Origin of the sequence: Providencia rustigianii DSM 4541, from assembly GCF_000156395.1 — a bacterium.
Lineage (GTDB): Bacteria > Pseudomonadota > Gammaproteobacteria > Enterobacterales > Enterobacteriaceae > Providencia > Providencia rustigianii.
On the sequence record NZ_GG703818.1, the window covers coordinates 669,371 to 690,126 of the forward strand.

The window sequence follows — 20,756 nt, forward strand, 5'->3', positions numbered from 1 at the left end:
AATGCTGATTAATATTGGGCGTTTATTGATGATTTGTGTTTGGGGTTTTATGGTATTTAATTTGATTCACCCATTCCCTAAGCCATTGAAATATTTTATGGATATAGCGATGGTGTTTATGATTTTCATGCATGCATTGCAAACTATTTTTCTCAAAGCAAGTCTACCGAAAGATCAGAAACTCACGGGGGCACAGCAGACTAAAATCTTCTTCTTTGGTGTATTTGAGATGCTTGCGATGCATAAAAAAACCAAAGCTGCATTAGATGCAGCTAAAGCCAAAAAGAAATAAACGTTACTCTGACGGTTCAAAGCGGATAAACCGAGTACCCTGCATGTAGAGTTTGCCTTTAGCACCAAGTTCTACATCTCGGTACTGTTGTTCACTCACAATCACTTTCATTACCTCCCCTGAAGAGAGGGGCTGAAAGTAGATTTCATAGCGAAAAGTTTCAGGCGATACTACATCCCGCTCTCGAGATCGCATATTCGGATACGGATAATCTTTTTTATCTTTAACGTGGACTAAGTAGCCAACCGTTAATGCGTTATCGTTAATCTCATTCTGCTTTTTTTGGTCAAAAAAGCGTTTGGTCGCAAACACTGCGATAATGGCTAAAACAATAATTAAAAGAATTGGCTTATTCATAATTTATATATTTCGCTTAGAATTGCTGTAAGTATAACCCCTGTCTGGTTTAAATTGCAGATGAAACTCAGACAATTTTACTTCACCCGTGTATAGTTTATTTATTCAGCTAAAATAGCGGTATAATCTTTTTTTTCCAGAAATTTATAAGGATATGTGTATGATTAGTTGGCCATTCCTCGCAGTCTTATTTTCTGGTTGGTTGTATGTTGATGCAGCTTACCGCGGTCCTGAGTGGCAACGTTGGTTGTTCCGCCCAATTACCTTATTGCTTTTATTATTCTGGGGATGGAGCTCTGACGACTTAAATATTCAAACCTATCTTATCTTAGGCGCTCTGTTGATTTCCTTGGTTGCTGACCTTTCAAGGATGCTTTCAAGTGAGCGCTTACTTGCATCTTTGGGTCTGATGTTTTTGAGCTATTTGGTTTATGCCATTAGCTTTGGAATGCAATTTAATTTTGGCCTATATCTCCCTTGGCTAATCGTACCGTTGGCGATAGCTGCGGTGACATTGGTCTTGATTTGGGGAAAACTAGATAACCTACAGCCTATCGTTTTTGCATCACTGATTATGAGTATGATTATGGCTTGGGTCGCAGGTGACCAATATTTCGGTCTGGCGCGCGAGTTTAACTTCTCAATCATGGTAGGCGCCAGCATGCTATTTATTTCTCATTGCATCTGGTTAATTGCGCATTTCCGCTTCCCATTCAAGGCATCAAAAGCAGTAATCGCGGCCTTCTATTTCCTTGGACAATTCTTTATTATCCGCGCAATTTATTTATAACTCGCTTTTCGCCAATTGATAAAAAGTGCTATTTGAGAATTTTATCAATTGGCGCCTGCCTTTTTATTTGACTCTGGAGTCAACTCCAAAGTGTAGACTTAACCATAATAAAGAAACGGGTTAGGATAAAAGGGGGCGCATATGCACTCACACTCTCATAAAGATACACATAATCATACAACCTCTTGTTGCTCAGGAGGTCAGTCTTGCTCATCAGCAACCACTGAAACGAATACAAATATTAGTCATGACTCACAAGCTCATGAACATCATCATGAGGATGAAAAAAATCATGATGATGAAGATAGTGCTCATCATCATACTCACTGCTGTAGCTCATCATCCGCAGCAAATGATGATATCGAACCCACTCAAACTAGTAAAAAGCGTTTTAGTTGGATTATTCGGGGTATGGACTGCCCGAGTTGTGCAGCAAAAATAGAAACTGCCGTATCGCAAATTCGCGAAGTATCTCAAGCTAAGGTTTTATTTACGACAGAAAAATTAGTCGTTGATGCAGATAGCGATATCAGTGCAGCGGTACGCACAACTGTGGAAGCTGCTGGCTATGAACTCCATGATGTAGGGAGTAATAACGCATCATCTGTTCAACCTCAAAGCTTACTCAGCGAAGCTAAACCCGTCATTATTCTCGCCATATTAATGGCCCTAAGCTGGGGATTAGAATTTGTTAATCCACAATTAGGTAATATTGCATTTATTCTAACCACTTTATTTGGGTTATACCCCATTGCCCGTAAATCGCTGCGTTTAATGCGTACCGGTTCACCGTTTGCTATTGAAACATTAATGACTGTTGCCGCTGTCGGTGCCATTTTTATTCAAGCAACTGAAGAAGCTGCAATGGTGATTTTACTGTTTATGCTCGGTGAGATGCTGGAAGCCTATTCCGCAGGTCGAGCTAGACGTGGTGTTAGTGCCTTAATGGCGTTGGTACCCGAAGATGCCATACTCATTAAGAATGGACAAAAAACCACTGTCCCTGTCGCCCAACTCCGTCCCGGTGATGTAATTGAAATCGCGCCTGGGGGTAGATTACCCACTGATGCTGTGCTGGTTTCCGGATTTGCCAGTTTCGATGAAAGTGCATTAACCGGTGAATCGGTGCCCGTAGAACGTAATGCTGGCGAAAAAGTGGCCGCAGGATGTTTATCCGTCGATAAAGCCGTCCAAATGGAAGTGGTTTCAGAACAAGGGCAAAATGCGATTGACCGAATTCTGCAATTAATTGAAGAAGCAGAAGAACGTCGTGCGCCAATTGAGCGCTTTATTGACCGCTTTAGCCGGATTTATACCCCAATCATCATGCTAATTTCAGCACTCGTGATTGTGATCCCGCCGGTATTCTTTAGCGCACCTTGGGAAACATGGATCTACCGCGGCTTAACGTTACTGCTCATTGGGTGTCCATGTGCCTTAGTTATTTCGACACCAGCAGCCATAACATCTGCACTGGCTACAGCAACCCGTCGTGGCGCCTTAATCAAAGGCGGTGCAGCTCTGGAACAGTTAGGTACCGTTACCACGATTGCACTGGATAAAACGGGTACGCTGACTGAAGGTAAGCCTCATGTTACGGATATCGTCCCTGTTGAGGGTATGACTGAAGATGAGCTAATCCGAATTACGGCATCGGTCGAAGCTGGCTCTCATCACCCATTAGCTAAAGCCGTTATCAATAAAGCTGAAACTTTGTCTATCAAGGTTGAGGAAGCTGAAGAACGTAAAGCATTAGCGGGTAAAGGTGTCGAAGGACTTCTCAATGGGAAACACATTTTAGTTAGTGCGCCAGCAAGACTCAATCCTCCACTAGAAAATCAGTGGCAACTCAAAGTCGAAGAGTTAGAAGCTCAAGGTAAAACAGTCGTTGTTACGTTGGAAGATAACCGCGTCATTGGTTTAACCGCACTGCAAGATACGCTACGTAACGATGCTATTGATGCCATGACTATGCTGAAAGCGTTGAATGTCAATGCCGTGATGCTAACCGGTGATAACCCTCGTGCAGCCAGTGCCATTGCAGGTCAACTAGGCATGGAATATCGTGCAGGTTTATTGCCTGAAGATAAAGTCACTGCGGTCATGGAACTTAACCGTAACCATAGCACTATGATGGTAGGCGACGGGATCAACGATGCTCCGGCGATGAAAGCCTCGAGTATTGGAGTTGCCATGGGAAGTGGTACCGATGTCGCCCTAGAAACTGCGGATGCAGCATTAACCCATAACCGTCTAACTGGATTGGCTGAGATCATTGCGCTTTCCCGAGCGACTCGCAAAATTATTCGCGAAAATATTGCGATTGCTCTGGGCTTAAAAGGGGTATTTTTAGTCACGAGCTTGCTGGGTATTACCGGTTTATGGGTTGCAGTTTTAGCCGATTCCGGAGCTACAGCCTTAGTCACTGCCAATGCTATCCGCTTGCTTCGAGTTAAGCTGCCAGAAGTGAAAAAATAACCTTTATCTAGATTGATTTATCTACGCCGCAGTTATCTTAATTGCGGCGTTTTTATATAGAAAAAATTAAAATAACCAATTAGAGCAATGAGTTAAACAAATCATTCACTTCGTGAATTTAGGAGTAACTTTTCTCCTGCACACAAAAATATTGAGTAATATCTCGGTCATCGACAACTATTGGTGAGCGAGTTTATGGCAAATCATTTAAGTTCAGCCCCCCATGATGCCGCTTTTAAAGGTTTCATGACTAAACAGAGTAATGCACGCGATTTTTTTGAAATTCATCTACCTGAACATATTAAGCATTTGTGTGATTTTGACACGTTAACACTCATGAACTCCGCTTTTGTTGATAGCAAACTAAGAACACGTTTTTCCGATGTGATTTATTCAGTACAAACAAAAGCAGGTGATAGCTATATATATTTGTTAGTCGAACATCAATCCACACCTGACAAACTCATAAGCTGGCGTTTAATGCACTATGCTTTCCTCGCAATGAATCAGCATTTACAACAAGGGCATAAAGCCTTGCCACTGGTTGTTCCGATACTGTTTTATCACGGAGAAACATCTCCTTATCCATATGTTAGTCCGTGGACACAGTGCTTACCGCACCCTGAAATAGCTCATGAGCTGTATAGCAATCCGTTTCCTTTGGTAGATATCACCGTTGTTGATGATCACGAAATAGTTAGTCATCGCAGAATCGCCGTGATGGAACTCGCAATGAAACATAAAAAGCTGCGAAATAACCACCAAAAAGTCACTGAGTACTTCATCCAAATATTAAACAGCCACTATAATGACAAAAATGATGTGATCACCATATTGAATTACTTATTTATCATCATGGATTCACCTTATTACACCCATATTGTCGAGACGTTAATCAACCAGGCCGAAAACCATCGAGGGCTTATTATGAATATTGCACAACGGTTAAAAAATGAAGGAAAAATAGAAGGAAAAGAAGAAGGAAGAGATGAAACTCTACAAGAAATTGCTTTAAAAAGTTTACAACTTGGTTTAAAGATCGACCTTATCAGCACGCTCACTGGGTTATCAGTCAGTGAAATTCAATCACTTAATTAAACAACAAACTATGTAAGCATCGGAAATAAACAGTCATAAATCTTGCGACACGTTTAAGATATGAAGAATACAAAAAAAATTCTCACAAGAATTTGTAGAAGGATGGTTGAAAGGATGGCAGGAAGAGAGAAAAGAAACACTACAACAGGTTGTATTAAAGAGCTTACAACTTGGCTTAAGCATCGACATTATCAGCACGCTCACAGGTTTATCCTTAGCGGAAATTCAAGTGCTAAGCAACCGACCATTAACAATAATAGCCCCTTGATAAACAAAGAGGCTACCCATCAACCTATATGCCAATCGGGCAATTACAAGCTGCTGGATTTTTTGCGCAATAAATAGCGATACGGCGCATGCTCGGCTTCAACGGCTAGGAGTTCATGCTCCATAAAACGGCAAAAGCCAGGAATATCGCGGGTAGTTGCAGGGTCATCAGCAATAATCAACAACGTATCGCCGTCAGCCATATTACGTACCGTTTTACGCACCAGCATGACAGGCTCAGGACAACGGAGTCCCAATGTATCAAGGGTTTTCGTTGGGTTAGAAAATAAGTCAGACATAATACTGCATTCTCGTTGGGATCAATTTGGTGATTATATCGTAAAATTGATGATATAGGATGAACAGTTTTGATTTTGTTGCGCAACAAGAGTATGATGCGCTCTTCCCGATTTTAGGGATATTTTTCATGGGTTCCCTCACCCCATTGCGACTAAAAAGGTACAATATGTTTACGTTTACTCCGCAGCAAAAAGCCACTGCGTTAATTTGGCTATCGTTATTCCATATTTTAATTATTACATCCAGCAACTACTTGGTGCAGTTACCCATCAATATTTTTGGGTTTCATACCACTTGGGGTGCATTTACCTTTCCCTTTATTTTCCTTGCAACAGATCTCACCGTCAGGATCTATGGGGCACCTTTAGCTCGCCGAATCATTACGGCGGTCATGCTACCTGCACTTCTAATTTCCTATGTGATTTCTGCCTTATTTTTCCAAGGAGAATGGCAAGGTTTTGCTTCTCTCATGATATTCAACGTGTTTGTTGCACGTATTGCCGCTGCAAGTTTTATGGCGTATGTACTTGGACAAATTCTTGATGTGAGTGTGTTTAACCGTCTGCGTCAAAATAAACGTTGGTTTGTCGCTCCAGCTTGCGCCATGTTTTTTGGAAACCTGATTGATACAATCGCATTCTTCTTTATCGCGTTTTATCGCAGCAGCGATCCCTTTATGGCCGCCAATTGGATGGAAATTGCGTTAGTCGATTATGTATTCAAACTGCTCATTTGCATGCTATTTTTCTTGCCTGCTTATGGTGTATTACTGAACGTTATTTTGAAATATTTCTTCGATAGCCACAGTAAAAAACAGTTAGCGACTCAGCACTAGAGACCTAAAAAAGGGAGATAAGCAAAAACTTATCTCCCAAAGGGTTAACTTGATTAATACCTAACAACTTTTCACATCATTCGACACAAAAATTGATTATTCGAGCGCGCGAGCCAGCAATGAAATTGGATGTTCACATTTCTTACTGGTCGACATTTCAATCTGCCATTTACAGGTTTCACAATCGGTGATCACCATATCCGCACCACTCTCTTCGATCTGACGGAATAGTCCTGCACCAATGCCTTGAGATACCTCATAGTTCTCTTTTTTGAACCCGTAGGTACCCGCAATACCGCAACATTGTGAATCTAAAACAATTAACTCTACGCCAGGAACTCGTTTAATCAATTCAAGGGTATACGACGTCCAGCCCATTTTTTCCATATGACAAGGGGTGTGATACACCACTTTCAATGGCGTATGTTTGAGTTTTAGCTCACGGCCTTCTTCCAATAGACGATAAATATAGCGAGTCGCTAGTTCGATATTGTCACGTAATTCTGATGTATCAACATCCAGAACATGAGTATATTCATCGCGAATAGTAAACGTACAAGTTGATGACGTTGCTACCACCGGAATATGTTTCTCAAGGATCGCATCTTGAAGCGACTCTAAGTTAACATTCGCTTGGCGTTTCGCTTGTTTCATAAAACCATTGGCAATCAGTGCCACACCGCAACACTTTTCGCGTTTAAGCAATTGAACACCAATATTCATCCCATTAAAGACTTTAATTAAATCTTTGCCGAGCTGTGGATGGTTATAGTTCACATAGCAACCGTGGAAAAATGCCACTTGCTCTTCAAATTTTGCTTGCTCCGCAGCCTGTTTACCGTACCAGCGACGGAAGGTTCCAAAAGAGTATTTTGGTAGTTCACGACGATGGTCAATTTTGAGCGCTTTATCCAGAATTTGACGAACAGGTTTTAAACCCGTGATGGTATTAATCACCGGTGCAAATGGAGTGGATAGCGTTCCCATAATATCGGTATGGCTCAGGATTGCATCCCGCAATTTTGGTTTCTGCTGGCTATAAGTACTACGTGCACGAGCAATAATATCGCCAATTTTAACATCCGATGGACAAGCCACTTCACAACGCTTGCAGTTGGTACAGAATTTCAGTGCATCGTCATACATCATCGGATCTTTTAAGCGTAAACGCTCACCATCTGGACCCGCTTGCTTAGGACCTGGATATAACGGATTCGCCTTGGCTACTGGACAATATGTGGTACAAACCGTGCATTTTATACAGCTTTCAAAGCTTGCATCATGAATACTCATTGTGCCACCTCCGCCTGCATGGCTTTATCTTGCGCAAATTCATTAACAATTTCATTCGCGGCATATAAACCGCTGATGAGTGATACACCTGCTCCGCAGCCTTGGGTTAGCGGATCAAATCCACCTAATACTGCCCCCGCCACATACAAGTTTTCGATAGTATCACCCTGTTTTTTCCCACGCAGGGTATGGTCGGTTTGTACCCCAAATGCCATATAGGGTTGGGATGCAAAGAATTCTTTATTCGTCCACGTTGATCGCTCTGCGATATCGCAAAGATCTAAGTTCATTAATGGCTCATACACACGGTCAAATTTCGCCACTAATCCATTGTTAAAGAAGCTTCCCGTTGCCAGAACAAAATGTTTAGCTTTCAATGAAATATTACCGTGATTGCGTGTTTGTACCGATTCAATGCGTGACCCCACAAAATTTACGGATGTCACTTTATCACCCGGCATCATCACGCCACCTTGACGACGAAATTGGCGCAATAGCGTTTCGTGTAATCGAATACCTAATAAAGATGGCGGTAATGTTGGCAATAAAAATAGAGGTTTACCGAGTTGCTTCTGTAGCTCCAACATGGGTTCTTCGCTATCTAAGCCAATACAGGCTGGCATAAATACCGTGTCAGCATTAGCCACCAATGGTGCAATTTCTTCCACCATTTGTGCCATGTTTTCAGGTCTATCTAACCACCGAGCGACGTTAATCGCACGAAACTCACTTGGGTTTTCTCTTAAGCGATCTAATAACGGTAAATGGACATAGCAGGCTTCTGCCTCTAACCCTTCACGGTCTAGCTCATCGGCGACCATTTGTGGTTGAAAATCGAGAAAACCCTCAATACCTAGAACCGCAATTTTGCCCAGATTCATTGATTGATGAAGACCCACCGTTGGCACAGATTCAGGGCTTAACCATGTCATTCGCTTATGACCCAATGGCGTCACGCGATAGTGATTTTCTTCCCATGAACCTTTCAAATTTACCCCCGCCTGCTGCAAGGTAGCTTGTGCTAACTGAGCCAACTCAGTCACTTTCGCAGAACCAATAAGGCTATAAGGGTGATTTGGGGCTTGCTGTTTTAATTCATCTAGCATAGAAAGCGGTTTTTCAACCATACGTCCATCAGGTAGATGCGTTAACAAATCCAAGGAACCAGAGGAGAAATGCAATGCGTTTTGCCCTGCACTCACTATCGCGCAAGATAATCCCGATTGCGTTAAATGAATTCCACAGATAAGACCGGCAAGGCCTCCGCCCATCACGACCACATCATATTTCATTATCAGTCTCCTTCTGCGCTTCCTTGCCAAGTGTATTTTCATTCATTCCACATAAACCATGGTACACCCAGCTAGTAAATTCACTTTCTCGTAACGCATCGCCCCAAGCAATCGGTCTCACCCCTTTCCAACGCTCATTCAAGAAGTGCCCCAGTTGCTGTTCTGTCTCGTGTGGTGTGGTGACGTTAAAACGATTGAGTAATCCAGCAGCGCGGCATGCACACAGTTCACCTTGGCAAGTTCCCATACCAACACGAGTACGGCGGCGTAAATCGAGTAAATTGTTCACGGTGAGAGATTCAACCGCATAACGCACTTCTCCAGCGGTGACAGCTTCACATTCGCACACCAGACTTTTATCAAGTCGATTCGCACTCAAGATTGAAGATGCCCGGTCGCCATGACGATAAACGGCAGAGCCTCGAATGGGTGCCGGAATAGAAACCACATTGCGCAGTGCTTCTTCAGCACTGTGTTGAGATCCCGGAAGTGGCGCTTCAGCAGTGGTACATGGCGTCGTTACTCCAAGTTTTTCACACACTTTATTGGTCGCCCATTCAGCCATTAAGCGATAAGTCATTAACTTACCGCCAGTGATGGTAATAAAGCCCTCTAAACTGTCGCGTTTCGCATGGTCAAGTAACACAATACCGCGGCTCACGTTACGACCGGATGGGTCATCATCACTTGCCACGAGTGGGCGAACCCCTGCATAAGCACGCAGGATGCGCGTTGTCGCCAATGCTGGAGATAGCATTGAACCTTCACGAATTAAAATATCCACCTCTTCCGGGGTGACATACATATTATCGATTTGGTCATATTCAATATGTGTGGACGTGGTGCCAATCAAAGAAATAGTATCACCGGGAACAAGAATATCGGCATCGGCAGGCTTACGGCAGCGGTTGATCACCATGTTATTAAGGCGATGGCCTAAAATTAATAACGCCCCTTTTGCTGGGAACATTTTAATTTTCAGATCCGCATATTCGGCAATTTTTTGCCCCCAAATTCCCCCCGCGTTCACCACAATTTGAGCATGAATGTCATATTGCCTTTTGGCTTGATGGTCATAGACTGTCACGCCACGAACCTTATCACCTTGGCGGATCAAACCAATAACTTCATGATAAGTTAATACTTTCGCACCATGTTCCCGTGCATCAAGCATGTTTGCCGCCGTTAAGCGGAAAGGATCCACCGTACCATCAGGTACCCTGACTGCACCAATCAAACGTGGATTCACTGAAGGTTCTAGGCGAATAGCTTCCGCAGGATCAATCGCTTGAGCATCAATACCCGCAGATTGGCAAGCGGTAATAAATTGCTGCTGATACTCAAGGCTATCTTCAGGTAACGTGATAAACAGCCCATCCGTTTTCTCAATACAATGGTGGGCGATACGCTTTAGGATTTTGTTTTCTTCTATACACTCACGCGCTGATTCGCTATCTGTCACTGCATAACGAGCACCACTGTGTAATAGGCCATGGTTGCGCCCCGTTGCACCTGTCGCAATATCATGTCGCTCGAGTAAAATTGTCTTTAATCCACGACGAGCGCAGTCACGAGCGACACCTGCACCTGTTGCGCCACCACCGATAATGATGACATCCGTTTCAGTCACAGATGAGCCATTCATGTCGCATTCCTCACATTAATCAATCTTCACTATCCGATAAGTATAGTTTCTATTTTTATAGTCTATAGTTAATATAAGCTCAAAAATGCAACCGATGTTTGATAAGGAACAAAAACGAAAACTATTAGTCCATTTCGAGCATAAAAAAGCGCGAATTCGTGATTCCTCTCACAAAATAATTTACATTTCTAGTTCCATTCCATTCACAAATCGCATTTACTATGCAGCCAGATAAACAAAAACAATAATTGTGCGTTAGATTACAGATAAAATGTTTTTTAACGATTACCATTGAGCGCAATTAAGAAAATAAAAGCGCTTTATAAAACTCGATTATTTTCGTTTTTGTTACTTCACCAATAATAAACGCTCAACATTTCGACAACAAATGTGAAATGAGGCGTAAATAAATAATTAGCATGCCATCGGAGGCTTTATGTTACGCATGTTTAAACCAGCTCCTCATATCGAGCGGTTGCCCGCTGATAAGATAGACCCTGTCTATCGTAAATTACGCTGGCAGATTTTTCTGGGGATTTTCTTCGGTTACGCAGCATACTATTTAGTTAGAAAAAACTTCGCCCTTGCAATGCCTTACCTTGTAGAACAAGGTTTCTCTAAAGGTGACCTTGGTTTTGCATTATCAGGAATTTCAATCGCCTATGGTTTTTCTAAGTTCATCATGGGTTCATTCTCTGACCGAGCAAACCCTCGCTACTTCTTACCAGCAGGTTTGATTCTCGCCTCCCTCGTCATGCTATTCATGGGCTTCGTACCATGGGCAACCTCTAGCATCATGGTGATGTTCGTGCTGCTGTTCTTATGTGGTTGGTTCCAAGGTATGGGTTGGCCTCCTTGCGGACGTACCATGGTTCACTGGTGGTCACAAAAAGAACGTGGCGGTATCGTATCTGTTTGGAACTGTGCGCATAACGTAGGTGGTGGTCTTCCTCCACTACTGTTCCTGTTAGGTATGGCATGGTTTAACGACTGGAAAGCGGCGCTGTATATGCCTGCATTGGCTGCGATTTTAGTCGCACTGATCGCTTTCGCATTAATGCGCGATACTCCACAATCTTGTGGTCTTCCACCAATTGAAGAGTACAAAAACGATTATCCAACAGACTATAAAGCGTCTGATGAAGAAGAATTAACTGCAAAAGCTATCTTCATGAAGTATGTGTTCCCTAACAAACTTCTGTGGATGATCGCCATTGCTAACGTATTTGTTTACTTACTGCGTTACGGTGTTCTTGACTGGTCACCAACTTACCTGCGTGAAGTGAAACACTTCACCATGGATAAATCCTCATGGGCTTACTTCATGTATGAGTACGCGGGTATCCCAGGAACGCTGTTATGTGGTTGGATGTCGGATAAAGTCTTCCGCGGAAACCGTGGTGCTACAGGCGTGTTCTTCATGACCTTAGTGACTATTGCAACTATCGTATTCTGGATGAACCCTCCGGGTAACCCTGGTATTGATATGGCATGTATGCTGATCATCGGTTTCTTAATCTACGGTCCAGTAATGCTGATTGGTCTACACGCTCTTGAACTTGCACCTAAAAAAGCGGCAGGTACTGCGGCAGGTTTCACCGGATTATTCGGTTACCTCGGTGGTTCAGTCGCAGCAAGCGCCATTGTTGGTTATACCGTTGACTACTTCGGTTGGGACGGTGGTTTCGCTGTCATGATCGGTGGTTCAGCACTAGCAGTTGTCTTACTGTTCATCGTTATGCTGAGCGAAAGCAAGCATAAACGCGAATTAGCTAACAACCGTTAAGCCTCAGCTTAAGTTGTACTAACTCACTGAATTGATGGGTTATATCAATAAAAGGATATAGCCCATTTTTTTACCCAAAATTTGTTACCTCGAGCTTATATACCTACAAACTATTTACCTATAAAGCTGTTTACCTATAAACAATGAGTACCAAGGAGATTTACTGATGAATTTTCAATTAAAAACATTAGTTGCAAGTATGGTCTTAGTGATGTCTGTATCCGCCGCTGCCGAAACAGCGGGTAAAGTGGTTATTGCGCATCGTGGTGCAAGCGGCTACTTACCGGAACATACATTACCAGCTAAAGCGATGGCTTATGCACAAGGCGCTGATTTCTTAGAACAAGATTTAGTGATGACTAAAGACAATGAACTAGTTGTCCTGCATGACCATTATCTGGATCGTGTTACTGATGTCGCGGATAAATTCCCAAATCGCGCACGTAAAGACGGACGTTATTACGCGATTGACTTTACTTTACCTGAAATCAAATCCCTGCAATTTACTGAAGGTTTCGACATTGTTGATGGTAAAAAAGTTCAGAGCTACCCAAATCGTTTCCCAATGGGTAAATCTGACTTTCGTGTTCACACTTTCCAAGAAGAAATTGAATTTATTCAAGGTTTGAACAAATCAACAGGTAAAAACATTGGTATTTATCCAGAAATCAAAGCGCCTTGGTTCCACCAGCAAGAAGGCAAGGATATCACCAAGAAAACCTTAGAAGTCCTGAAAGAGTATGGCTACACCACGAAAGACTCTAATGTTTATCTGCAATCATTTGATCCGAATGATCTGAAGCGCATTAAAACTGAATTGATGCCTAAAATGGGCATGGATTTAAAACTGGTTCAGTTAATTGCTTATACCGATTGGGAAGAAACTCAAGAGAAGAAACCTGATGGGACTTGGGTAAACTATAATTATGATTGGATGATGAAGCCGGGTGCGATGAAAGAGATTGCAACCTACGCAGATGGCATTGGCCCTGACTACCATATGCTGGTGAGTGAAGATTCCACACCAACCAATATCAAAATTAACGGTATGGTGAAGGAAGCTCATGAAAATAACATGGCGGTTCATCCATTCACAATTCGCGTCGACAAACTGCCTAAATATGCCAAAGATGGTCAGCAGTTGTATGAAATCATCTACAACCAAGCGGATGTTGATGGCGCCTTTACCGACTTCCCTGATTTAGGCGTGAAATTTTTAGAGCAGCAAAAACAGAAATAATTTTCTTTCACTCCCCCTTGTCAATTGCAATCCAATGACTCGGGGGAGTTTATTCAACTAAAATAACGCGGCTATCGTAAGACTGTAGTTCATGCACATTTTAATACAATTTTATGCGTCAAATTAACCTTTAAGCCTGAATTTGTTGCAGTAAAAATTGCGTCCCGTTTTGATGAACAATAAGACCGCAATGGGAATATTCACACACCAGAGACAAAGCCACCACATGACGCGCAATACCGCCTTTGCCTAAAAGTGTATCAATGTCATAAAGGCGTTCTGATAAATGAGGCACATTCTGTCGGGCATAGTTTTCGATACACTTTCCTTTATCGTTATCCTCTACACCACTGTGCCAAATTCCATCTAATTGTTCACCCGAATACTGGAATTCACACTGTGTTTTCAATGCGTCAGGGAATGACTCTATATCCGTGGATATAGGGCGCAGAAGTTTCGCTTTGATAGGAGCGCGTAAACGCTCGAAGAACCCTTGGGGTGCAAGTAATAAACTCGCGGCTTCTTCACTTGCTGCCGAATCTAATTGAAACGCTAAAATCGCGTATAACTTGGGTTCAAATGAATTTTCATACAGTGCTAACAACCATTCACTTAATGAGTCATATGGCAATGTTTCAACGGATTCAAGCTCTAATGATAAGCGCATGGCTTCCTGCTGAATGAGTGCTGGCCAATCAGCCTCGTTTTCTTCTGTTTGCCAATATAGGGTAATCGGCTGAGTGAGGGCATGTTGATGGTAATATTCGGCAATGGGGGCAAGTAACTTTCGCACCGCCATTTCTTGTTTCTCCCATAAAGAAAGTGATTTGAAGGCGCTTAATTGCAATATATTGTCTTTATTAGGTGGCAATGAAGATAAAGAAACCCCCTCTTGATTCTCTTCATCGACTTGAGTTAACCGGGTATCCGTTAGTATCCCAATGTGCTTGCCAGCCCAATAATGCCATTCTTGACGGGCATCATCTAACATATTGGTAAACTGCCGATGGTCATATGACGTTATCGAATAAACCAATAGGCGAATAAACAGCATAACAACCACTGGAAGAACACCAAATAAAGCGATTATTTGATTATTACTGACTTCACTAGACAATACCCCAATTGAAGATAAATAAATGCCTATGCCAAATCCGATAACACCAATAATCACGACCAAGAACAACCAAAGCATCAAGCGAGGTAATTTAGGCTCACGTGGATGCTCTAAAGAGGGAGTTTTCCAGCTCATCATGATTGTTCACCCGACGATGACAGGCTTGCAATAAGGGTACAGCCACATTCGGTTTGAAAACCATTCAGTGCCGCCTGACGACCGGATATTAAAATGCGCGTTGAACCAGGTAAAATCGCATTAACTCCATGACCTTTTTTCGGACAATTCACTTTGTCTCCCACTAAAGCTATCGGTTTGCCGTACATCACCGAACCAGAAGCCGTGATCACTTCGCCGCCATGAGTGGTTTTGTCACCTAATCGAACAAGTGCGCGCATGTTAAAATCCTTTTATTGATAAATTATTTTTCCATACGTTGAAGTGGGATCAGAAAAGAGGCACCGCCTATCCCTGGTTCACTAATAGTACGCCCATAAAGATAATGTATATTTCTTAGATCTTCTTCTGATGGTGTTACCCCCCAAATCCGACCTAAATATTGTCGAAGTTTTTCAAAACTATTCGGTGACATTTGACTGTAATCCATTAGATAAACATAAGAGTTATCGCCATCGGAGCCAATATTTGCATAGCAATAAGGCTTACCTTCCATTAAAGCACTGATGATCCCTCTTTCATCATTATTTCCTTTAGTTATTGTTATCTCGCTTACAGAACCACTTTTCATTCCTTTACGATAAAAAATACCTGACTCTGAATAAAGCTTAAAAGCCGCATCGCCCGCCAATGTTTCATCTGAAAAATAAAGCTCATGGGCAATATCTATAATGTGGCTTTCGGGTAAATTAGCAGGAATACCAAAAATACCAATTAGGTCTGCTGGGCATTCGCCAGTTGGCATGATCCCCCCATTACCTGAGAAACGTTTATTTCCAGAAAGATAATTTTGCTCTTTTAAGTTTTGATGTTTTTTCGCAGAAATTCTTTCGGCTTCATATTTTGCATCGATAATCTGTGTACGCTGTTCCTCTGATTTATAAGGAACAATACCAATACTCAAAAAAGGCTTATTTTGATTATATTCAGAGCTTGTTGATGCCATATTAAATTGCCAACTTTTTTTCAATTGGCATTGCTGCTTCATTGCTTCAGTTAGCTTAATTTTCCCTGAATTATCATAGGTAATATCAAAATAATTAGTCAGAGCGTAAAGACTTTCAGATTCATTTTTTCTCTCAACTGAAAATACCGTATTTGAACATGTTAATATTTTGAAGGTGTTTATTACCGTAGGGACTGTTAATATCTCAGAAACTCCACCGTTATTTTCATGAGCAGTGACACCAGTATCGATTAATTTATTATTCTGATAAATCCAATAAGGTTCTGATTCATAATGGCTTGAATTTTTGCCAAAAAAAGTGAACGCTACATAATTATTTTTTGAAGGTGGGTTATCAACTTCTTCCATATCAAAATACGTATGAGGTGAATAAAATGCATAAAGTTCACCTTGTTCACTTTTATTCGGTAAATAGGCACCATAAACCCCCGTTGATGTACGGATCAACCAAGATTCACTTTTATTATTATCATGTGACTTTGTGAATATTCGCCCTTTATAATCAGTCTTCCCTGATTCGATAATATGACCATTTTTCATTAGTTGATATGGAATATTTTCACTTCTATCAATAGATACAAGTAAGAAAGGGGTGTCTTTTTCTTTTGCTTGTGAAGAAAAAACACTTAACAGAGCAAGTGACAAAATACCGATAGGTTTAAGTAATAGTTTAAATAATTTCGTTTTGTATTTCATATAGTTCCTTTATATTCAATGTGATATTTCTATTGATAAATTAAAATTTTTTTATCTACTAAAAAAATAAACCGTACTCCCCTCCCCGCTTTTAAAATTTGCTAAGCATTTTATTGTGAGATAAAAAAAAGATTCATCTTGGTTATTGCCCCTCAGCCTGTTTTTTATATTCAAAGGTGCCATCCCATTCAGGGAGTTCGGCAGGTGGGAGAGGAACGATTTTATCGATATCGGGGAATTTGGCTCTAGGATTAAGTGAAAGCTCTTTTTCTATCAATTTATAACGACGAACCCTTTCAGGATCAACATGTTGTTCCATATAGTATATTTCATTCTTAGGGTCTGATGTGTTAAAACTTTCAGATAACTTATACGCTGATTGATCGCTACCATATCGGATAGCTAATTGATAGTATTTCAGTGCCTGACTATAATTTTTATCACGAACTTCATAATTCATCGCAAGAGAATAAGCTGCGTCTGTATTACCTTGTTTAGCCGCACAATCGAGTAGTTTTCTGCCTAAGTCCAAACGATACAACGGAGTTCTCGCATTAAGGAATTGCTCCGAAATGGCAAGTTGTCCTTCTGGATTCCCCATTATTGCGGCTTTTAAAAAATAACGCATCGCTGCATCTGAGTCTTGTTTTACTCCGAAACCTCTTTGGAGATAAGTCCCCATAATGTAATAACCAAAGGGAATATCCATTTGTATCAGTTGCTCAACTAAATCAATCACCTCTTCAGAGCGTTTTTTACCTATCATAGGTTCAGCTTGACCTGTTGCTATCATATTCTGTAAGTTACCTATAGCTTTGTAATGTTTTTTTTCAGCCGCTTGACGATACAATGTAGCAATATGACCAAAATCTTTAGGACCTTTTTTAATTTCTAAGCGACGTGCTTCTTTAAACCAAGCATCAGCTTCGGGATCTAATGGTGGAAAACTGTCTTTTTCTTGTACACAGGTAAAAGTTAAATCCGGTTCGGTTTTTTGAGCCGGCGGCTCTTCCTTTTTATCCATCGGATTGCAAGCGCTCAGCATCAATATGCTACAAATCAATGCACCGCATTTAAATATGCGACGAGTGACGTATTGATGATGAAATAAAAAGGAACGATTCATCTTGGTTATTGCCCCTCTGCCTGTTTTTTATATTCAAACGTGCCATCCCATTCAGGGAGTTCAGCAGGGGGAAGTGGAACGATTTTATCAATATCGGGGAATTTGGCTATTTCATCAGAAGCGTCGATTTCTTTGACTATTGCATAATAACGTAATGAACGTTCTTTATCAGGTTTTACGCCAAGATAATCAATACTTCCTAATATTGTTTTTGGGTCAAAAGCACCAGTTAAAGTTGACGCTGAATGTCGATACCCATTTTTTGTAGATAGCTGATAATATTTTAATGTTCCACCAGTATCTTCTTCAACATTCCATAAGTAATTTGCCAGACGATATGCGGCTTCTCCATTACCTTGATTTGCAGAGCAATCCAACATTTTTTTCCCAATATCAGGGCGATAAGCTGGATTATCTCTGTCCGATAAACGTTGAGATACAAAAATATCGCCAATCACATATTGGGCTTCGGGACTGCCTAAATCCGCAGCTTGACGAAAGTAAGCTAAAGCTTTAGTACGATCAGCGACGACTCCATAACCCGTATCGAGGTAGTGCCCCATTTGGTAATAACCATAGCTGATATCCAATTTAGCCATTTTTTGAATAATGTCCCACACCTCTTGAGCAGGGCCTTTACCTTCAATGGGGGGAACTTTGCCATAACTGATTAAGTTGCTTAAGTTAAGCATGGCTTTAGGGTGATTACGTTCTGCGGCTTTACGGTAAAGTGCACCAATTTGAGCATAATCCCGTTGAGATTTATTGGCCTTTTCAAGTTCACGGGCTTGTTTAAACCAAATATCGGCTTCAGGATCAACGGGAGGTAGCGTGTTTTTTTCATACACACAGGTGAACGTTAAATCGGGTTCGTTTTTTTGAGCCACAATGACATCCTTTTTATCTATCGGTTTACAACTAACAAGTACCAGTAAGCTACACAGTAATACGCAATATTTAGTTAATGACATTATTTAATCCGTATTTTCTAGCCCAATCGTTTTATCCTCAAAGGGAATGAGTGAACTTATTGGTTTTTGATTACTATTTTTAATTTTTGCATTGTTTTTACTAATTAAAACCCAGTTTTTAAACTCCGTATCTAAATCACCAGAAACACTTCCCGTTCCTTTATGTAGCCCCCACAAATTTTCCCGCAATGGCTTAACAATCGGAAAAATATCCGTATCTTGCAGTATCACCGCAATTTCAGTGTCAAATGCCATACTGCGTAAATTGATATTGGCAGAGCCTTGAATTAAAAAGGTGTCATCCACTAAGGTTAGCTTGCTGTGGACATACACCGATTGCCAGCGGTCAGAATCAGGGGAAACTAACGTGCAAATCACGCTCTTAAACCCCTCAATGGTTTCTTCCTGAATATCATCAGGGTTAACGACATCAATTGGGGCTAACACCTGACCGTTTCGGGTCGATGCCATGACATTATTTACCGTATCTCGATACGCAGCATGCTCCCGCATCAAATCACGGCGACCTAGCGTTTCCAGCATCTTGTAGGTTTGATACCCTCCGACTTCATTCGAGTTAAGGGGAAGTGTATTCCGTAGGTATCTCCCGCATAGGGTTTCGCCAGCCGCACGGGCATACTTTCATAGCCCGTCGGTTTTTCATCACGGTCTGCATCAAATTTGACCCAATAAAAGCCATGCTCATCTTGATGGGCGTAGATATCGTTGGTTTTAACACTGGTAATCCGTGCCGTTAACGTGCCTGCAATCACCGGACGTGGCTTAAGGATCGGGCGCCAACACAAGGCTTCGGTGTACGGCGCCGCATCAAACTGAATCACTAACGCGCTGCTGCGACTGCCTGAAAAACGCAATCTCGTGATTAAGATTTCCGATTGAAAATCCGTGGGCAACGTGGACGGCAATTGGCTGTCGATGATTTTGAAAACCATTAATGGCGTCAGGCGAGGGGAATTACTTTTTCCTCGCAGTACCGTTTGACGTGCGAGAAAGCGTTCATGGTCAAGTCGTGACCAAAAATGCGCCGTTTCTGTTTCGGGTTGGTATTTTTCACCGCGCTCAAGGTGGCGGGGTTTGTAGTGGTAAACGTCACCATAGTTGATATTCTCACCTTCACCTCGAGTCATGTCCGTCTCAATGGATTGCAGGGTTAGCATCGCTTGGCGGTGATTATAATCTTTGGCGGTGACACTGCGCTCGACCACTTGGTGACGCAGTGATAATCCCCACACACTCTCCACGCCATTATCACTCATGCCAGAGGGACTATTGAGTGGCAGTTGTAAATCATACACATAGGCGCGTTGGCTATCGCCAAAGTGAATTATCTCAGTCTTCGTGTCAGCTTGAAGACTAAAGGAATAGAAAATCCCCACTTCACTGAGTAAACGCTCAATAAATTGCCAGTCGCTTTCATTGATTTGGTTGATTTGCTCCCGCTTGGGGTATTGGCGCTGTAAGTGAAACTCAAATTCCCAGCCCTGCATTTGGTGTTCACGCAAGATAAGCTCAATGACTTCAGGCACAGATTGATTGAGGAAAAACCGATGCGAACGTATTTGATGGCGTAGCAGCGACACAAATGGTTCGATAACAATTTGGTACAGAGCTTCATCCACTGAACCGGACAACCGCTTAAAATGCGTGATCACACCATGTACCCGTTTTTGAGGTTCATTCAACGAACTTAAGGCGGCCAATGGGATAGTCGGGGATGAAAAGGTAAAGTGAGTGCTGCGACGAAGAAGCCGTTGGGCTTGCAGGTTTTTGTCTGGGGACGTAAAGGTAATCTGGTAACGATAAGTCTCACTAATGGCTTCTCGTCCAATGAACGACTCAACATCTAATGGCGTCTGGCAGTCTTGAATAGCCAGTTGATAGCGATTGTGGGATTGAAGTGACCGTTGTGCAGCATCCAGCAAGCTCATTCTGTATTCCTTCTCTATGAGTTTCGTGGTAACCCGCAACAGAGATCAAGACAGAAGGTCACCAATGCAAATTCAATGCA

At 41.9% G+C, this 20,756-nt stretch carries 18 protein-coding genes and 1 pseudogene; 7 read left to right on the top strand and 12 right to left on the bottom strand.

Features of this window, described 5'->3' with window-relative positions; translation table 11 throughout:
- Position 1 precedes the first annotated feature (1 nt).
- Positions 2 to 292 carry a DUF1145 family protein gene (locus tag PROVRUST_RS08165; RefSeq protein ID WP_006814298.1) on the top strand — a complete coding sequence of 97 codons (291 nt, stop codon included), beginning with the start codon at positions 2 to 4 and terminating at the stop codon, positions 290 to 292.
- Between the two features lie 3 nt (positions 293 to 295).
- Here PROVRUST_RS08165 and PROVRUST_RS08170 read toward each other — a convergent pair whose 3' ends face one another.
- A complete protein-coding gene (locus PROVRUST_RS08170) occupies positions 296 to 649 on the bottom strand; it encodes a DUF2500 domain-containing protein (RefSeq protein WP_006814299.1) in 354 nt (117 codons plus the stop codon).
- Positions 650 to 809: 160 nt separating this feature from the next.
- Between PROVRUST_RS08170 and PROVRUST_RS08175 the strand changes: the two genes are divergently transcribed.
- The 3 genes from PROVRUST_RS08175 to PROVRUST_RS08185 all read left to right on the top strand — a co-directional run bounded on the left by PROVRUST_RS08175 (position 810) and on the right by PROVRUST_RS08185 (position 5,015).
- Positions 810 to 1,439, top strand: a complete 630-nt coding sequence (locus PROVRUST_RS08175) for a lysoplasmalogenase (RefSeq protein ID WP_006814300.1) — start codon at positions 810 to 812, stop codon at positions 1,437 to 1,439.
- Positions 1,440 to 1,580: 141 nt separating this feature from the next.
- On the top strand, positions 1,581 to 3,917 hold the full coding sequence (locus PROVRUST_RS08180) for a zinc/cadmium/mercury/lead-transporting ATPase (protein ID WP_039854777.1): 2,337 nt from the start codon (positions 1,581 to 1,583) through the stop codon (positions 3,915 to 3,917).
- Between the two features lie 195 nt (positions 3,918 to 4,112).
- Positions 4,113 to 5,015, top strand: coding sequence for an Rpn family recombination-promoting nuclease/putative transposase (locus PROVRUST_RS08185; RefSeq protein ID WP_006814303.1), 903 nt, complete (start codon positions 4,113 to 4,115; stop codon positions 5,013 to 5,015).
- A 311-nt stretch (positions 5,016 to 5,326) separates the two neighbouring features.
- Here the strand turns inward: PROVRUST_RS08185 and tusA are convergent, their stop codons facing one another.
- Complete coding sequence (gene tusA, locus PROVRUST_RS08190; protein WP_006814305.1) at positions 5,327 to 5,581, bottom strand: sulfurtransferase TusA; 255 nt, start codon at positions 5,579 to 5,581, stop codon at positions 5,327 to 5,329.
- Between the two features lie 167 nt (positions 5,582 to 5,748).
- On the opposite strand from tusA, the gene PROVRUST_RS08195 reads away from it, so the two are divergent.
- Positions 5,749 to 6,417: a 7-cyano-7-deazaguanine/7-aminomethyl-7-deazaguanine transporter gene (locus tag PROVRUST_RS08195; protein WP_039854962.1), complete on the top strand. Its 669-nt coding sequence runs from the start codon at positions 5,749 to 5,751 to the stop codon at positions 6,415 to 6,417.
- A 96-nt stretch (positions 6,418 to 6,513) separates the two neighbouring features.
- Here PROVRUST_RS08195 and glpC read toward each other — a convergent pair whose 3' ends face one another.
- Genes glpC through glpA form a run of 3 tightly spaced genes read right to left on the bottom strand, consistent with a single transcriptional unit; the run spans position 6,514 to position 10,647 of the window.
- A complete protein-coding gene (gene glpC, locus PROVRUST_RS08200; protein WP_006814307.1) occupies positions 6,514 to 7,710 on the bottom strand; it encodes an anaerobic glycerol-3-phosphate dehydrogenase subunit GlpC in 1,197 nt (398 codons plus the stop codon).
- Positions 7,707 to 9,002, bottom strand: coding sequence for a glycerol-3-phosphate dehydrogenase subunit GlpB (gene glpB, locus PROVRUST_RS08205; RefSeq protein WP_006814308.1), 1,296 nt, complete (start codon positions 9,000 to 9,002; stop codon positions 7,707 to 7,709). The genes glpC and glpB overlap by 4 nt, the downstream gene beginning before the upstream one ends.
- Positions 8,992 to 10,647, bottom strand: coding sequence for an anaerobic glycerol-3-phosphate dehydrogenase subunit A (glpA, locus tag PROVRUST_RS08210; protein WP_006814309.1), 1,656 nt, complete (start codon positions 10,645 to 10,647; stop codon positions 8,992 to 8,994). Before glpA ends, glpB begins: the two co-directional genes overlap by 11 nt.
- Before the next feature lie 436 nt (positions 10,648 to 11,083).
- On the opposite strand from glpA, the gene glpT reads away from it, so the two are divergent.
- Both glpT and glpQ read left to right on the top strand, forming a co-directional pair.
- On the top strand, positions 11,084 to 12,433 hold the full coding sequence (gene glpT / locus PROVRUST_RS08215; RefSeq protein WP_006814310.1) for a glycerol-3-phosphate transporter: 1,350 nt from the start codon (positions 11,084 to 11,086) through the stop codon (positions 12,431 to 12,433).
- Positions 12,434 to 12,599: 166 nt separating this feature from the next.
- Positions 12,600 to 13,673: a glycerophosphodiester phosphodiesterase gene (gene glpQ, locus PROVRUST_RS08220; protein WP_006814311.1), complete on the top strand. Its 1,074-nt coding sequence runs from the start codon at positions 12,600 to 12,602 to the stop codon at positions 13,671 to 13,673.
- Positions 13,674 to 13,803: 130 nt separating this feature from the next.
- Here glpQ and PROVRUST_RS08225 read toward each other — a convergent pair whose 3' ends face one another.
- The 7 genes and pseudogenes from PROVRUST_RS08225 to PROVRUST_RS08255 form a co-directional block, all read right to left on the bottom strand.
- Positions 13,804 to 14,928 carry a hypothetical protein gene (locus tag PROVRUST_RS08225; RefSeq protein ID WP_006814312.1) on the bottom strand — a complete coding sequence of 375 codons (1,125 nt, stop codon included), beginning with the start codon at positions 14,926 to 14,928 and terminating at the stop codon, positions 13,804 to 13,806.
- Complete coding sequence (locus PROVRUST_RS08230) at positions 14,925 to 15,188, bottom strand: PAAR domain-containing protein (protein WP_006814313.1); 264 nt, start codon at positions 15,186 to 15,188, stop codon at positions 14,925 to 14,927. Before PROVRUST_RS08230 ends, PROVRUST_RS08225 begins: the two co-directional genes overlap by 4 nt.
- Positions 15,189 to 15,211: 23 nt before the next feature.
- Positions 15,212 to 16,630 (bottom strand): hypothetical protein, encoded by a 1,419-nt coding sequence (locus PROVRUST_RS08235; protein ID WP_006814314.1) that lies wholly within the window; start codon positions 16,628 to 16,630, stop codon positions 15,212 to 15,214.
- A 142-nt stretch (positions 16,631 to 16,772) separates the two neighbouring features.
- Complete coding sequence (locus tag PROVRUST_RS08240; protein WP_006814315.1) at positions 16,773 to 17,654, bottom strand: SEL1-like repeat protein; 882 nt, start codon at positions 17,652 to 17,654, stop codon at positions 16,773 to 16,775.
- Between the two features lie 107 nt (positions 17,655 to 17,761).
- Entirely contained in the window at positions 17,762 to 18,727 is a 966-nt protein-coding gene (locus PROVRUST_RS08245) for an SEL1-like repeat protein (protein ID WP_006814316.1), read from the bottom strand.
- 3 nt (positions 18,728 to 18,730) lie between these two features.
- Complete coding sequence (locus PROVRUST_RS08250; RefSeq protein ID WP_006814317.1) at positions 18,731 to 19,270, bottom strand: phospholipase D-like domain-containing protein; 540 nt, start codon at positions 19,268 to 19,270, stop codon at positions 18,731 to 18,733.
- Positions 19,271 to 19,305: 35 nt separating this feature from the next.
- Positions 19,306 to 20,676: pseudogene (locus PROVRUST_RS08255) on the bottom strand (type VI secretion system Vgr family protein); the annotation flags it as partial.
- Between the last annotated feature and the right edge of the window lie 80 nt (positions 20,677 to 20,756).